Here is a 14,228-nt window from a genome sequence, read left to right as displayed (position 1 = left end):
ACAGGTACGGTGTACAGCATGATCAACGAAGCTGGAGAGACCTCATGACCGCCGCGCCGACCGCGACCCGGGCCGGGATCGACCCGGGCTACCAGGGCCGTGATCCCGCCACCGCCGCGGCAGCCGGCCTGCTGTCCTGGGCGGAAGCCTCCGAGCGGCTCGCCGCTGCGAAGAACTACTGGGTGGTCACCGCCGCCGCCGACGGCCGGCCCTGTCCCCGGCCGCTCTGGGGGCTCTGGATCGATGACTCGCTGATCTTCACGGTGCTGCGCTCCACCCGTACCGCCAGGAACCTGGCCGCGAATCCGTACGCCAGCGTGCATCTGGAGAGCGCGGAACAGGTCCTGATCATGGAAGGCGTCGTCACCGAGACGGATCCGGGGCAGCTGGCCGCCTTCTTCGAGGCATGGCTGGAGAAGTACGCGGCCGAGGGTGCCGGGGCGAGTGACCCCGACACCCTGGACCGGGTCGTGTACCGGCTCCGGCCCAGGCAGGTGCACGCCTGGACCCTGGGCCGTTTCCCCGGCGACGCGACCCGCTGGACCTTCGCCGACGCCTGATCAGACCGTTCCGGCGTGGGCCGTCAGCCGGGCCGGGGTGTCGTCGTCGAACCCGGCGAAGAAGCCGCACACCTCCTGGACCAGACCCTCCATCGAGGGCGCCGCGAACAAGGTGTCCTGGTAGTGGGTGATGTCGTAGTCGATCGTGCCCATGGCATGGAAGTCCAGCGGCCGGATCGTCATCGAGCGGAACTCCTCGATCTCGCCGTAGCTGGACAGGATGCCGGCACCGTAGGCACGCAGTTCGTCGCCCTCGTACACGACACCGAACTCGATCGTGAACCAGAAGACGTCGGCGACGAACTGCACGCCCGCGTCGGTCTCGGACCGCCGGGCCGCCTCGCCGGCCAGCCGGTTGATCTCCGCGAACTGCGGGTCGGCCAGCAGGTTGCCGTGGCCGATCACCTCGTGGATCAGGTCCGGCTCCGGTGTGTACAGCGGCGCGGATGCGTGCCGAATGTATTGCGTGGAATGGAACTCGCGGTCCGCCAATGCGCCGTAGAACTCCTTCACCGGCACGATGCCGGCGGCCGGCACATAGCGGAACCCGGTCAGCGGCTGCAGCGCCTCGGTGACCTCGGACAGCTGCGGGATGCGATCCTTCGGCAGGTTCAGCCGGTGGGCGGCCTCGCGGAAGGCACGACAGGCGTACTTCTCGTGCTTGATCGCCAACTCGCGCTGGACCGTGCGCCAGACCTCCTGCTCCGCTTCCAGGTAGTCGATGACCGGCGGGCGTTCCCCGGCCGTCCACGTCAAGGCCTGGGCCGCGATCGCGTTGCGCCGTTCCCGGTATGCGGGATCGTTGCGGCCAGGATGGTCAGCGGAAAGGTGGACCGTGACCGTACCGTCCTCCCCGGTGGTGACCGGGGAGTACAACTGTGCTTCCTCGAACATGTTGCCTCCTTCGCCACCCACGGTGCCACCGGCGAAGGCGTCTCGCAATCCGAAACGGCCCCAGTCAGGCCGCGATTCCGGCCAGCACCCGGTTACCGGCGCGGAGACCGGCCCGGGCCGGGTCGAACTGCGGTTGCACGGTTCGCCACCAGGCCGCCGACAGCACCGGCAGGCCGGCGGGCGAATCGAGGACGACGGTACGGATCCGCTCGCTTGCCGCGTCGGACGGCCGGCGACTGCTGCCCCAGGCGGCCAGAAGTTGATCAAGCTCGTCCATGGACCTGCTCCTGTTCCGGTTCCAAGATCATTCTGAGGGTACGTCGAGCCTCCGACAACCGGTAGCGCACGGTCCCGGCCGGGATCTCCAGCGCCGCCGCGACGTCGACCGCGCGCAGCCCGCCGACCGCGATCATGGTCAGCACCACCCGCTGGGTCTCCGGCAGCGTCGCCACCGCCCGGTCCACCGCGGCCAGTCGCTCCCGGCCGATGGCGACCTCGGCGACGTCGCTCGCGGCACCGTCGCCGGCGGCTCTCGGCCGGAGCTCGTCGGCGACCTGCCGGACCGCCGTCCGGCCGGCCGCGGCCGTCCGGTAGGCGTCGACGCTGAGGTTGCGCGCCACGTGGAAGATCCAGCCCCGCTGGGATTCCGGGCCGAGCGCGGCGACCGCGTCGATCCGGCGCCAGAGCCGGAGGAAGGTCTCCTGGGTGAGCTCCTCCGCGACCGTGCGGTCGCCGTGCCGGCCCAGGAACAGCGCCCAGACGCCCTGCCGATGATCATCGTAGAGCCGTTCGAACGCCTGCCGGGTCTCGGCCGGAGCGATCACCCCGCGGAGTCCCCGGTGATCACGATCGTGCCGCCGCCCTCCCGGTTCAGCAGCCGGACCGCGGCCTGCGCGGCCGGCGGCACGGTGATCGTTCCGGTCAGCACGATGTCCGTGACGGCCTTCTTGATCAACTCGTTGTTGATTCCCTCGGCGAAGGTCAGGTGACCTCTCACGATCAGGCTGAGCGGCTCGTCGACCAGGGACAGGAAGTCGGCGTCGTAGGTCTCCTCACCGGTGACGACGCGCGGGTTGTTCCCGCGATACCAGTAGGCCTCCCCGGCCAGCTCCAGCTTCGAGCCGAACCGGTCCCGGCTGTCCCGCGGCGCGATGAGTTCGCCGGACACGATGATCGACTGGTAGCCGACCGCCTCGATCTGCTCGTCGATCAGCACCTCGCCCGAGGCCAGCAGCACGTCGTGCGGGTTCCCGTTCTCGTTGGCGATCATGGCCGCCGACAAGGTCGCATCGCCGGCCACCGACCGCACCTGTGCTCCCTCCTCGTACTGATAGGTCCGCGCGCCGCCGATCAGGTGGGTCAGCCGCCCGCCGAGCGACTCGGAGCCCTTCGGCATCAGGACCATTCCGACCACGGAGATCTGCCGGTAGGTCACCTCCCGGACCGGCTCGGTGATGACCAGCCCGCCGACCACGACCAGCGCGGTGTTCGGCCCGTCCTCCGGTGCGAAGGCGTCGCCGCCGAGGGTGGTCATGCCGGCCTGAATCCGTACCGCAAGATCATCCGGGACCGTGATCGTCGCGCCCACGTTGGCCGGGATCCGCGCCGCCGCGGCGGCCAGCGACTCGCGGACGACCATCGCCCCGGCGTTGATCTGGGTGATCCGGGCCAGGTCCTCCGCATCGCGATAGGACGTCAGGTCCGCGACGGCCCCGTTGATCACTTGCTCCCGTACCTCGGTCTGTTGCTCCGTCATCGGATTCCTCCTGCTGGCTGGTGGCTTGTCACCGAGGAAGACGGACCGGAGCCGGAAACGTTGGGTCGACGCCGGAGCTCGGGCAGCCAGCCGATCAGACCGAGCAGGATCAGCGCGATCACCCAGACCGTCCGCGAGGCCGGTCCGACGACCGGCTGAACGCTCGGCACCGGGTCCGCGACCAGCGGCCGGACCCCCTTGGCCCAGGCGACGAAGGTGTCGCCGATCGGCAGCAGCCCGCCCGCGTACCGCTTGCCGCCGGGCAGTGCCAGCGGCAGTCCGATCAGTTCGCCGACGGCGCCGAGCTCGGCCGCCAGGGCTCGATCACCGTTGTTCTGCGCCGCGCCCAGCGCCACCACGGTCGCGGACAGGCTGACGCCGCCGATCAGCGGGCCGGAATCGACGTCGCCGGCCCCGGAGGCGCCGGCCGGGAACTCCCGGATCGCGGGGATGCCGAGCGGCGTGATCAGGTACGCGTCCCGGAAGCGCCGGTACTGGTCGGCCGCGAAGCCGGCGTCGACGTCGGGCAGAAAGACCAGCGCCACGGTCAGCGAGGTCGCCCGGGCGCCCTCCAGCGGAGTACCGGTGGCCGGGTCGGCGCGGTGCGGCAGCAGCCCGGTGGCCGGATCGAGCCGGTCCCGCACGGCCGTCGGCCAATCCTCGATCGCCGGCGTCACGGAGGCGTCGCCGGTCAGGTCCCGGTAGAGGGCGAGCGAGGCGATCCCGACGGCGGAGTCGCACGGCCAGGCCTGCCCCGGGTAGGACGTCAGGTACGGCGACGGAGCCGCGTCGAAGGCTTCCGCGATCGCCCGCGCCTGCTCGGTGAACTCGGCGTGCAGCGCCGGATCGCGCGGCTCCTGCTGCTGCAGCAGCGCGCCGCGCAGCCAGTTGGTCCAGCCCGCGTAGAAGATCCCGTACGGCAGCGCCTGGTCGGCCCCGAACCGCTCCCGCACCGCCGGTGCCGTGGCCAGGTCGAGCGCCCGCCGGGCCTCCGTGCGGCCGGCCGGGTCGCCGCCGCGGGCGACCTCGTCGACGCGGGCGAGCCCGTACAGGATGAAGGTGAAGAACTCGCCCTCCGGAAACAGGGCCTGAGCCTCCCGCGCCGAGCCGTCGGTGAGCCTGGTCCGCAGGTGATCGAGCTGGCTCGCGACTCCCGGGGCGCGGGTGGCGGCAGTCTCCGGCACGGCCGGAAGGATCAGCCGGAACAGCCCGGCCAAGGCCAGCAGCGACAGCAGCGCCGCGAACCCGCGCCGCAGCACCCGGCCGGGCGGGCGGTCAGCCGGCGACGTCGTAGGCGCGCTGCAGGTAGGCGGCTACCTCGGCCTCGGAGACCCGGAAACTGCGGCCGAACCGGGCCGCCTCGAGCTGGCCGTTGTGGATCAACCGGTAGACCGACATCTTGGACACCCGCATGATGGCGGCCACCTCGGCGACGGTCATGAACTTGACCCCCGACAGGTCGGATGCCGCCGACCTGGCTTTCCCCGGATGCGCGGCTTCAGCCATCGTTCGTCAACCCCAATCTGGTAGGGCTCCGCTGAGACACGGGCCCGCGCCGGCTTCCCCTCCGGCGCACGACTAGTTCTTCCTGTGAGAGTAGTGGCAACTGAGGCGGTTGGGAAAGTAGTCAGCGCAAATTCAGGCGCGACACGCCGACGATATCGTTGACGAGTTGCCCTTCGAAGCTCAGAATTCGGGGTCCAATCCGAGGTCCGGGAAGACCGCGCGACGAGTGGCCAGAATCGCCCGGTCCAGCGCGCTCGCCGGATCGTAGCCGTGCTCGAACCGGGAGAACGACACCTCGGCACCGTCGCTCATCGTCTGCGGCCCCACGTGGTCGGACTCGTCCAGCCAGGCCTGCGGCAGCGGGGTGTCCGGCGGCACCGGCTCGCCGGAGACGATCGCCATCAGATGGGTCCAGGCCCGCGGCACCACCGAGGCGCTCGCGTAGCCGCCGCCACCGGTGGAGATCCAGCGACCGTCGCACAGTTCCGCGGCCAGCTCGGCCAGCGCCAGATAGGACGCCCGCTGCCCGTCCACGCTCAGGTCGAGGTCGGCCAGCGGGTCGCTGCGATGGGTGTCGCAGCCGTGCTGGGTGAGGAGCACCTGCGGCTCGAACGCGCGCAGCACGTCCGGCACCACGGCGTGGAAGGCGCGCAGCCAGTCCCGGTCGTCGGTGCCCGGCGGCAACGCCACGTTGACCGCGGAGCCAGGCGCGTCCGGGCCACCGGTCTCGGTCGGGAAGCCGGTGCCCGGGAACAGGCAGGTCGGACTCTGGTGCAGGCTGATCGTCGTCACCCGCGGGTCGTCGTAGAAGATCGTCTGGACGCCGTCGCCGTGGTGGACGTCGACGTCAACGTACCCGATCCGTTCACAGCCGTGGTCGAGCAGCCAGCGGATCGCGGCCGCCACGTCGTTGTAGACGCAGAAGCCGCTGGCGCTGGCCGGCATCGCGTGGTGCAGGCCGCCGCTGATGTTGCAGGACCGCCGGACAGCGCCGGTCCAGACCGCCTCGGCGGCGGTGACGCTCGCGGTGAGCACCAGACCGGCGATGTCGTGCATCTGCGGGAAGATCGGGTTGTCCGTCGTGCCGAGCCCATAGTGGGCGTCCGGGCGGCCGGACTTCACCGCTTCGACGTAGTCCGGGGTGTGAACGGTCGCGATCAGCGACTCGTCCAGGGGAGGCGGCGCGACCACCTCCAGCCGATCGAGGACTCCGAGCTGACGGGCCAGCGAGATGGCTCCGCGGACCCGGCCGGGCCCCATCGGATGATGCGGCCCGAAGTCGTACCGGGTCAGCTCTTCGCCGTAGATCAGCCGTGCATTCACCCAGCGCCCCCATGATCATTCCCGCTCTGATCATGATCTTGCGCCGCTGCGGCGCGCGCCGCCTCGGCAAGATCACGACTGCGATCCCGGGCGGCCTCCATCGCGCTCATGAACGCGGCCCGCACCCGGTGCTGCTCCAGCTCGCGGATCGCCGCGGCCGTGGTCCCGCCCGGCGACGTAACCCGCTCGCGGAGCACCGTCGGATGCTCGCCGGTCTCCCGGAGCAGCTTCGCCGAGCCGAGCATCGTCTGCACCACGAGCTCGGTCGCGGTGTCCCGCGGCAGCCCGAGGTGGACGCCGGCCTCGATCATCGCCTCGACGACGAAGAACAGGTAGGCCGGGCCGGTGCCGGAGATCGCGGTGACGGCGTCCTGATACTTCTCCGGTACGACGAGCACCCGGCCCGTCGCCGCCAGGATCGCACTGACCCGCTGCACATGATCATCACCGGCGTGCCGGCCGGCGGAGATCGTCGCCATTCCCTCGTCCACCTGGGCCGGCGTGTTCGGCATCACCCGGACCACCGGCACCCCGGCCGGCAGCAGGTCCTCGATCAAGATCGTTTCGACGCCGGCGGCCAGCGAGACGATCAAGGTGTCCGACCGCACCGACGGGCCGATCTCGGTCAGCAGGTCCCGCATGTCCTGCGGCTTCACCACCATCAGCACGGTGTCCGCCTCGGCGACCGCGTCGACGTTGGTCAGCATCCGTATCCCGTACCGGTCCTTGAGCTCGGCCTCCCGGGCCGGCCGCCGGTCGGTCGCCACGATCCGGCTCACATCCCAGCCGGCGCGGAGCAGCCCGGAGAGTACGGTCTCCCCCATCACCCCCGCGCCGAGAATGGCGAGCCGATCATGATCAGCCATGGACCAGCTGCTCCTGTACGAGCTCGGCGATCTGGACGGCGTTGAGCGCGGCACCCTTGCGCAGGTTGTCGTTGCTGACGAAGAAGACCAGGCCCTTGCCGGCCGGGGCCGACTGGTCGGCCCGGATCCGGCCGACGTAGCTCGGGTCCTGCCCGGCCGCGTCGAGCGGGGTCGGCACGTCGAGCAGCGAGACGCCGGGCGCCTGGGCGAGCAGCGCGGTCGCCTGCTCCGGCGACAGGTCCTCGGAGAACTCGGCGTGGATCGCCAGCGAGTGGCCGGTGAACACCGGCACCCGGACGCAGGTGCCGGCCACCAGCAGGTCCGGCAGGTGCAGGATCTTCCGCGACTCGTTGCGGAGCTTCTGCTCCTCGTCGGTCTCACCGGAGCCGTCGTCGACCAGCGAGCCGGCCAGCGGCAGCACGTTGAACGCGATCGGCTTGGAGTACACCTCGGGGGCGGGCAGCTCGACCGCGCGACCGTCGAAGGCGAGCGCCGCGGCCTGGTCGGCCACCGCCCGGACCTGCCGGTCGAGCTCGGCCACGCCGGCACCGCCGGAGCCCGACGTCGCCTGGAACGTGGCGATCTGCAGCCGGACCAGTCCGGCCGCGCGGTTCAGCGGCGCGAGCACCGGCATCGCGGCCATCGTCGTGCAGTTGGGGTTGGCGATGATCCCCTTCGGCGGCTTCCGCGCGTCGTCCGGGTTGACCTCGGCGACGACCAGCGGCACCTCGGGATCCATCCGCCAGGCCGACGAGTTGTCGATCACGATCGCGCCGGCCTCGGCGACCTTCGGCGCGGTGGCCTTGGAAGCGTGCTTACCGGCGGAGAAGAGCGCCAGGTCCAGCCCGGTGAAGTCGGCGGTCTCCGTGTCCTCGACCTCCACCTCTCCGCCGGCCCACGGCAGCTTGGTCCCGGCCGAACGGGCCGAGGCGAAGAACCTGATCTCCGAGACATCGAACCGGCGCTCGGCGAGCAGCGTGCGCATCACGCCGCCCACCTGTCCGGTCGCTCCGAATACACCAACACGCATGCCGACAGCCTACGGGCGGGCGCGCTCGTCGAGAAAAACCTGTCCGCATCGAGGAAGGCGGCCGTCGGGCAAGATGGTCCCGTGACCGCGCCCACCTCCGAGACCGCGCTCGCCGGCCCGGCTCCGACACGTCGGTACGGCCTCGAGATCATCCTGCTGCTGGCGCTGTCCCTGGGCCGCTCGGCGATCTATTCGATCTTGGCGATCGTGGACCGGCTGACCCGGCCGGAGGCGCTGAACCAGCAGACCTCGACGCTGAATCCTTCGGTGGTGCCGGACCGGCCCTGGCTCGACCTGACCTACCAGCTGGCCGCGGTCGGGTTCGGCGTGGTGCCGGCCCTGCTGGCGCTGTATCTGCTGAACCGCGGCCCGGGCGACGGCCCGCGGACGATCGGCTTCGACCACCGGCGGCCCGGCTTCGACGCCTGGTTCGGCACCGTGATCGCGGCCGGCATCGGGATCCCCGGGCTCGGGCTGTATCTGGCCGCCCGGGCGCTCGGGATCAACACCCAGGTGCAGGCCTCCGCGCTGACCGACCAGTGGTGGACGATCCCGATCTTGATCCTGTCCGCGGCCGAGAACTCGATCGTCGAGGAGGTGATCATGATCGGCTACCTGTTCACCCGGTTCCGTCAGCTCAACTGGCCGGTGATCGCGATCTTGTTCACCAGTGCCGTCGTGCGAGGCTCGTACCATCTCTATCAGGGTTTCGGCGGCTTCATCGGCAACCTGATCATGGGCCTGGTGTTCGGCCTGATCTATCTGAAATGGAAGCGGGTCGGTCCGCTCGTCGTCGCCCACCTGCTGCTCGACATCGTGGCTTTCGTCGGCTACTCCCTGGTCGCGCCGTACGTGGACTGGCTGTGATCATGGTCGGCGCTCCGGTGATCAACAACGACCGTGCGGACCGTGGTGTAGGCTGACGGGTAACCGCGGTAACGCTGAGTCGTGCTCCGACAGCCGATCCCACCACGTCACCGCTCATCGCCGGCAGCCGCCTGCAGGACCCGCCGCTTGGACGCGGACCCCGAAGCCGAACACCTCTGGCGACGCGGCGAAGCTCGTAAGGCCCACCCGAGCAACAAAGGCCGAGCTACCCGTCCGCTCGCCCGGGGCTCGGCTCTCCGGTCGCGATTCAGGTCGAAACTCGGCCGTTTGGGATTCGGCACCTAGGCTGGGGGCAACACCGGTTCGGCGCCACCGCCGGACGTAGCCGTTGAGGGCAACCTGGGACACACGGTCTCGCCTCGATCAAGCGGGTGAATCTCCGACCTCGAGCAAGGACCGATGACCACTCTTACCCACACCGTCACCGATCGCCCTGAGAGTTCCCATCACTCGCTGATTCAGGCGATCCAAGAGGCCGGGCTGTTGAAGCGAACCCCGGGCTTCTACATCACGCTGCTCGCCATCCTGTGCGGCTGCACCGCGGTCGCCGTGACGGGCGGTGCACTGCTCGGTTCGTCCTGGTTCCAGCTGCTGGTCGCAGCCGGACTCGGCGTGATCTTCACCCAGTTCGCGTTCTTCGCCCACGAGGCCGCGCACCGTCAGGTGTTCGCTTCCGCGCGGAAGAATGATCTTGCCGGTCTGTTGATCGGCACCGGCATCGTCGGCATCAGCTATTCCTGGTGGCAGTCGAAGCACAGTCGGCACCATGCCAATCCGAACAAGATCGGTCGCGATCCCGACATCGACATCGACATCCTGTCCTTCGATGAGGAGCACGCCCGCGCCAAGCGCGGCGTCTGGGCCGCGATCACCCGCAAGCAGGGCTACCTGTTCTTCCCGCTGCTGCTGCTCACCGGCCTCGGCCTGCACGTCGACTCGGTGAAGAGCGCGTTCAGCCGCTCCGGACGTGCGACGACCCTCGAACGGATCCTGATCGTGCTCCGGCTGACGCTCTTTCCCGCCATCGTGATCTTGCTGCTCGGACCCGGCATGGGCGCGGCGTTCCTGGGCGTCCAGGTAGCGGTGTTCGGGTTCTACATGGGCATGTCGTTCGCCCCGAACCACAAGGGGATGCCGATCATCTCGGCCAAGAGCAAACTGGACTTCGTCCGCAAGCAGGTGCTCACCTCGCGCAACATCCGCGGCTGGGGGACCACGGTCCTGATGGGCGGGCTCAATTACCAGATCGAGCACCATCTCTTCCCGAGCATGCCGCGACCCCACCTGCGTCGCGCGGCGGCCATCGTCCGCGAACACTGCCAACGGGTCAAGATTCCCTACATCGAGACGAGCCTGCCCGCCTCGTACGCGCGGATCGTCGACTATCTCAACCGCGTCGGCCTGCACGCCCGCGATCCGTTCGACTGCCCGGCCGCCCGCAACCTCGCCTGACCATCCGCCGTAGGATCCGGGCCATGGCCCAAGTCGTCGTGTACGGGCATCGGGAGCCGCTCTCCCGGCGCCGCGCCGCACTGTCCGACGCCGTCCACGGTGCCGTCATGGCGGCGCTCGACTATCCGGCCGAGAAGCGGTTCCACCGCTTCGTGGGGCTGGACGCCGAGGACTTCGTCCATCCCGCCGATCGCGGTGAGGACTACGTGATCATCGAGATCTCCCTGTTCACCGGGCGTTCCGACGACGCGAAGCGGCGGCTGATCGCCGAACTGTTCGCGCGGATCGAGCGCGACGCCGGCATCCCGCCGCACAGCGTGGAGATCACCCTGACCGAGACTCCGAAGGTCAATTGGGGCATCCGCGGCCGGAACGCCGCCGACCTCGACCTCGGCTACCGGGTCGAGGTCTGACCGTGATCCCTCCGCCGGACCAGCCCGTCGCGTCCGGCTGGGCTTGGGTGTGAAGGATTCAGGGTCAGGACGCCAAGGCCCGTTCGATGGCTTCGAGGGTCCGGGTCAGCAGGGTCACCGACGCACGCCAGTCCGAGCCGCGGTGCAGCGCATGGTCGGCACCGTCGAGTTCGAGCACGGTCCCTCGCAGCGCCCGGGCGGCGGCAGAATCCCAGACCTTGTCGGCGGTGCCGCCGACCGCGAGCGAGGGCGGGCCGGGGATGGTCAGCGCTTCCCGCACCGCCGGGTCGGTGAGCAGCGGGGTCAGCCAGACGCCGGCATGGCCCCTCCGGGTGGCCCAGGGCGCCGCCAGGGTGCCCAGCGACTTGGCGATCACCACGGTCCGGCCGGCCTGCGGCGCGGTCGCGTCCAGCAGTTCCGCGCCCTGCTCGACGAACTCGACGCGGGTCCCGGCGGTCACGTCGTCGGTCCGCCAGCGCATCGTGGTCACCTGCCAGCCGGCCGACGCGGCGACCTGACAGGCCCAGTAGAGGATCGGAGCGTCGACCGGGTAGTAGCCGCCGGCAGCACCAGGGCCCGGCCGACCGGCTCGGTCTCGGTGTCCCAGACGGTCACCTGGTACGGGTCCACGGCGACCTCCTCAGTTCTTGCTGACCAGACTCCGGGCGAAGAAGCTCATGTTCGCCGGGCGCTCGGCGAGCCGGCGGACCAGGTAGCCGTACCAGTCGTTGCCGTACGGAAGGTAGACCCGGACCTGGTGGCCCAGGTTGACCAGCCGCTGCTGCTCGGTCGGCCGGATCCCGTACAGCATCTGCAGTTCGTAGCTGTCCACCGGGCGCACGTTGTCCCGGGCCAGCTTGAGCGCGATCTCGATCAGCCGTGGGTCGTGCGTCGCCAGCATCGGGTAGCCGGGACCGGCCAGCAGGATCTTCAGGCAGCGGACATAGGCCCGGTCCACCTCGTGCGGATCGGTGAACGCCACGCTCTCCGGCTCGTTGTAGGCGCCCTTGCAGAGCCGCACCCGGGAGCCCTCGACGGCGAGATCGCGGCAGTCGCCCTCGGTCCGGTACAGGTAGGCCTGCAGCACCGCCCCCGTCCGCGGGAAGTCGCGGCGCAGTTCGCGCAGCACCGCGAGCGTGGAGTCGGTGGTCGTGTGGTCCTCGGCGTCCAGGGTGACGGTCGTGCCCGCGGTCTCGGCGGCGGCGCAGATCGTGTGCGCGTGCTCCAGCGCGATCTTCTCGCCGTCCGGCAGCTGCTGCCCGAGCGCCGACAGCTTCACCGACACCTCGGCCGCGCCCGTCAGCTCGGCCTCGCGGAGCCGGCCCAGCAGATCGACGTACGCGAGCGCGACGGTGTCCGCCTGCGCCCGTGACGTGGTGTCCTCACCGAGATGATCGATGGTGATCTTGAGCCCGGCACCGGCCAACTGGCGGGTCGCCGCGACGGCCTGGTCGACCGTCTCCCCGGCCACGAACCTGGCCACCACGTCGGACGTCACCGGAAGCCGGGTGACCAGATTCTTGATCCCCTGGCTGCGAGACATTCCGAGCAGAGCGCGACGCAGCATCCCGACCTCCATCCATGATCACGTACCCCGCCGGACAGCAGGACCGGCGCGCTCGGAAGCCTAATGCCGCAGCCCCGCGCCCGTGAAAATTCCGCCGACCAGTCACAAAAGCAGCGGTTTTTGCGGCGTGTCGCTGCGGAAATGACCGGTCAGTGCGAAGGGCCTCAGCCGACGTTCGCGACGCCGCCGCTGTTGACCACGAAGTCGGCCGGGCGGGCCAGGTGGCTGCGGGCGAAGGCCAGCGACTCGGCGAGATCGAGCTCCCGCTTGGCCCGGGTCTCGCTCTTGCGGGAGTTGATCTCCAGCACCACGTGGCCGGTGAAGCCGCGCCGCGCCAGGTGGTTCAGCACCTCGGCGGCGCGCTGGTCGCCGCGGCCCGGGACCAGGTGCTCGTCCTTCATCGACCCGTTGCCGTCGGTCAGGTGGACGTGCCGGAGCCGGTCGCCCCAGGCCTCGACCAGGTCCACCGACTGCTGCCCGGCCGTCGAGGCGTGGGACAGGTCGAGGGTGAGGTGCTCGTAGTCGAAGTTGGTCGGGTCCCAGCCCGGCAGGTACGCCTTCAGCTCGCCGCCCGGGGTCCGCCAGGGATACATGTTCTCGACACAGAACTTGATCCCGGTCGCGTCGTTCAGCCGCTGGATGCCTTCGGCGAAGTTCCGCCCGTACTCGCGCTGCCAGCGGAACGGCGGGTGCACCACCACGACCTCGGCGTCCAGCCGGTGCGCGGCCTCGGCGGACCGCTCCAGCTTGGCCCAGGGATCAGTGCCCCAGACCCGCTGCGTGATCAACAAGCAGGGCGCATGGATCGCCAGCACCGGCACCCCGTGGTAGTCGCGCAGCTTCTCCACCGCGTCGATGTCGGCGGCGACCGGGTCGATCCCGACCATCACCTCGACGCCGTCGTAGCCCAGCCGATGAGCCAGTTCGAAGGCGCTCGAGGTGGTCTCGGGATAGACCGAAGCGGTCGACAAAGCGACCTTCGCGGTCGTGGCCCGGGCCGCAGTCCCCGGGGCGCTCTCGATATCCGGCACGACAATCAGCGTACGCGATCTTGACCTCACTGCGCGCCTGCTCATTCGGGAGGGAGGTCGGCCGGGCGTAGGCTGCCGCCGTGCCGGAAGTTCTGCTCCCCTTTCCTCGTGCCTTCGCCGAGTTCACCAACCCCGAAGACGCCGACGAGGTGTTCCGCTGCGACCTGACCTGGTTGACGTCGCGCTACACCTGCATCTTCGGCCGCGGCTGCAAGGGAATCTACGCCGACCGGCCGAACGACGGCTGCTGCACTTTGGGCGCCCATTTCGCCGATGACGACGACGAGAAGCGGGTACGGAAAGCGGTCAAGCAGCTGACCCCGGAGCTGTGGCAGAACCACAAGGAGGGGCGCAAGCGAGGCTGGGTCGAACTGGAGGACGAGGAGACGGTCAGCCCGGGCGAGAAGCCGGGCCGCAAGACCCGGGTCTTCAACGGCGGCTGCATCTTCCTCAACGAACCGGGCTTCCCCGGCGGCGAGGGCTGCGCGCTGCACCACCTCGCGGTCGGCCAGGGCCGGGACTTCCTGGAGACCAAGCCGGACGTCTGCTGGCAGCTGCCGATCCGGCGCCAGTTCCGTACCGTGCAGCGGGCGGACGACACCAGCTACACCGAGATCTCCATCGGTGAGTACAGCCGCGACGGCTGGGGTCCGGGCGGGCACGACCTGGACTGGTACTGCACCGCCAACACCGAGGCGCACGTCGGCAAGGAGCCGGTCTATCGGTCCAACCGGCCGGAACTGGTCGCGCTGATGGGTCAGGCCGCCTACGACATCCTGGTCGAGCTGTGCGCCGACTTCGAGGCCAGGCCGGGACGGGCGATGCGGCATGCGGCGGACCCGGTCGCGCCGGCCCCGAACACGAAGGCTGCGGCCAAGAAGGCCCGTACCGCACGGGCCTGAGGCCCTCCGTGTGACCCCGGTCTCGGACCGGCCGGGCGGC

General features: G+C 70.0%; 17 protein-coding genes. 5 read left to right on the top strand and 12 right to left on the bottom strand.

The window, feature by feature from the left end; translation table 11 throughout:
* Nucleotides 1–44: 44 nt before the first annotated feature.
* Entirely contained in the window at nt 45–560 is a 516-nt protein-coding gene (locus tag AC6CCG_RS01055) for a pyridoxamine 5'-phosphate oxidase family protein (RefSeq protein ID WP_496652585.1), read from the top strand.
* On the opposite strand, the gene AC6CCG_RS01050 is transcribed toward AC6CCG_RS01055, so the two are convergent.
* From AC6CCG_RS01050 to AC6CCG_RS01010, 9 genes are all read right to left on the bottom strand, one after another.
* A complete protein-coding gene (locus AC6CCG_RS01050; RefSeq protein WP_496652584.1) occupies nt 561–1,454 on the bottom strand; it encodes a phenylalanine 4-monooxygenase in 894 nt (297 codons plus the stop codon).
* Between the two features lie 64 nt (nt 1,455–1,518).
* The gene (locus tag AC6CCG_RS01045; RefSeq protein ID WP_496652583.1) at nt 1,519–1,731 is read right to left on the bottom strand and encodes a hypothetical protein; all 213 of its coding nucleotides are present in this window, start codon (nt 1,729–1,731) and stop codon (nt 1,519–1,521) included.
* Nucleotides 1,718–2,278 (bottom strand): RNA polymerase sigma factor, encoded by a 561-nt coding sequence (locus AC6CCG_RS01040; RefSeq protein ID WP_496652582.1) that lies wholly within the window; start codon nt 2,276–2,278, stop codon nt 1,718–1,720. The genes AC6CCG_RS01045 and AC6CCG_RS01040 overlap by 14 nt, the downstream gene beginning before the upstream one ends.
* Complete coding sequence (locus AC6CCG_RS01035) at nt 2,275–3,210, bottom strand: hypothetical protein (RefSeq protein ID WP_496652581.1); 936 nt, start codon at nt 3,208–3,210, stop codon at nt 2,275–2,277. Before AC6CCG_RS01035 ends, AC6CCG_RS01040 begins: the two co-directional genes overlap by 4 nt.
* Nucleotides 3,207–4,469, bottom strand: coding sequence for a hypothetical protein (locus tag AC6CCG_RS01030; protein ID WP_496652580.1), 1,263 nt, complete (start codon nt 4,467–4,469; stop codon nt 3,207–3,209). The genes AC6CCG_RS01035 and AC6CCG_RS01030 overlap by 4 nt, the downstream gene beginning before the upstream one ends.
* Nucleotides 4,470–4,485: 16 nt before the next feature.
* On the bottom strand, nt 4,486–4,650 hold the full coding sequence (locus tag AC6CCG_RS01025; protein WP_496652579.1) for a helix-turn-helix domain-containing protein: 165 nt from the start codon (nt 4,648–4,650) through the stop codon (nt 4,486–4,488).
* A gap of 246 nt (nt 4,651–4,896) precedes the next feature.
* A complete protein-coding gene (locus AC6CCG_RS01020) occupies nt 4,897–6,039 on the bottom strand; it encodes an acetoin utilization protein AcuC (RefSeq protein ID WP_496652578.1) in 1,143 nt (380 codons plus the stop codon).
* A complete protein-coding gene (gene proC, locus AC6CCG_RS01015; RefSeq protein WP_496652577.1) occupies nt 6,036–6,905 on the bottom strand; it encodes a pyrroline-5-carboxylate reductase in 870 nt (289 codons plus the stop codon). Before proC ends, AC6CCG_RS01020 begins: the two co-directional genes overlap by 4 nt.
* Nucleotides 6,898–7,935, bottom strand: a complete 1,038-nt coding sequence (locus AC6CCG_RS01010; RefSeq protein ID WP_496652576.1) for an aspartate-semialdehyde dehydrogenase — start codon at nt 7,933–7,935, stop codon at nt 6,898–6,900. Before AC6CCG_RS01010 ends, proC begins: the two co-directional genes overlap by 8 nt.
* Nucleotides 7,936–8,016: 81 nt before the next feature.
* Between AC6CCG_RS01010 and AC6CCG_RS01005 the strand changes: the two genes are divergently transcribed.
* The 3 genes from AC6CCG_RS01005 (at nt 8,017) to AC6CCG_RS00995 (ending at nt 10,688) form a co-directional block, all read left to right on the top strand.
* The gene (locus tag AC6CCG_RS01005) at nt 8,017–8,802 is read left to right on the top strand and encodes a CPBP family intramembrane glutamic endopeptidase (RefSeq protein ID WP_496652575.1); all 786 of its coding nucleotides are present in this window, start codon (nt 8,017–8,019) and stop codon (nt 8,800–8,802) included.
* A gap of 504 nt (nt 8,803–9,306) precedes the next feature.
* Complete coding sequence (locus tag AC6CCG_RS01000; RefSeq protein WP_496652574.1) at nt 9,307–10,275, top strand: fatty acid desaturase family protein; 969 nt, start codon at nt 9,307–9,309, stop codon at nt 10,273–10,275.
* 23 nt (nt 10,276–10,298) lie between these two features.
* Nucleotides 10,299–10,688 (top strand): tautomerase family protein, encoded by a 390-nt coding sequence (locus AC6CCG_RS00995; RefSeq protein WP_496652573.1) that lies wholly within the window; start codon nt 10,299–10,301, stop codon nt 10,686–10,688.
* A gap of 64 nt (nt 10,689–10,752) precedes the next feature.
* On the opposite strand, the gene AC6CCG_RS00990 is transcribed toward AC6CCG_RS00995, so the two are convergent.
* The 3 genes from AC6CCG_RS00990 to AC6CCG_RS00980 all read right to left on the bottom strand — a co-directional run bounded on the left by AC6CCG_RS00990 (nt 10,753) and on the right by AC6CCG_RS00980 (nt 13,286).
* Entirely contained in the window at nt 10,753–11,169 is a 417-nt protein-coding gene (locus tag AC6CCG_RS00990) for a hypothetical protein (protein WP_496652572.1), read from the bottom strand.
* Nucleotides 11,170–11,328: 159 nt separating this feature from the next.
* Complete coding sequence (locus AC6CCG_RS00985; protein ID WP_496652571.1) at nt 11,329–12,255, bottom strand: proline dehydrogenase family protein; 927 nt, start codon at nt 12,253–12,255, stop codon at nt 11,329–11,331.
* Nucleotides 12,256–12,419: 164 nt separating this feature from the next.
* The gene (locus AC6CCG_RS00980; RefSeq protein ID WP_496652570.1) at nt 12,420–13,286 is read right to left on the bottom strand and encodes a sugar phosphate isomerase/epimerase family protein; all 867 of its coding nucleotides are present in this window, start codon (nt 13,284–13,286) and stop codon (nt 12,420–12,422) included.
* Between the two features lie 80 nt (nt 13,287–13,366).
* On the opposite strand from AC6CCG_RS00980, the gene AC6CCG_RS00975 reads away from it, so the two are divergent.
* Nucleotides 13,367–14,188: a DUF3109 family protein gene (locus AC6CCG_RS00975; RefSeq protein ID WP_496652569.1), complete on the top strand. Its 822-nt coding sequence runs from the start codon at nt 13,367–13,369 to the stop codon at nt 14,186–14,188.
* Nucleotides 14,189–14,228: the final 40 nt, after the last annotated feature.

This window comes from Microlunatus sp. YIM B11417 (genome assembly GCF_059617205.1).
Note: the sequence above shows the minus strand (reverse complement) of the source record. Positions and strands in the feature narration are given on the sequence as shown.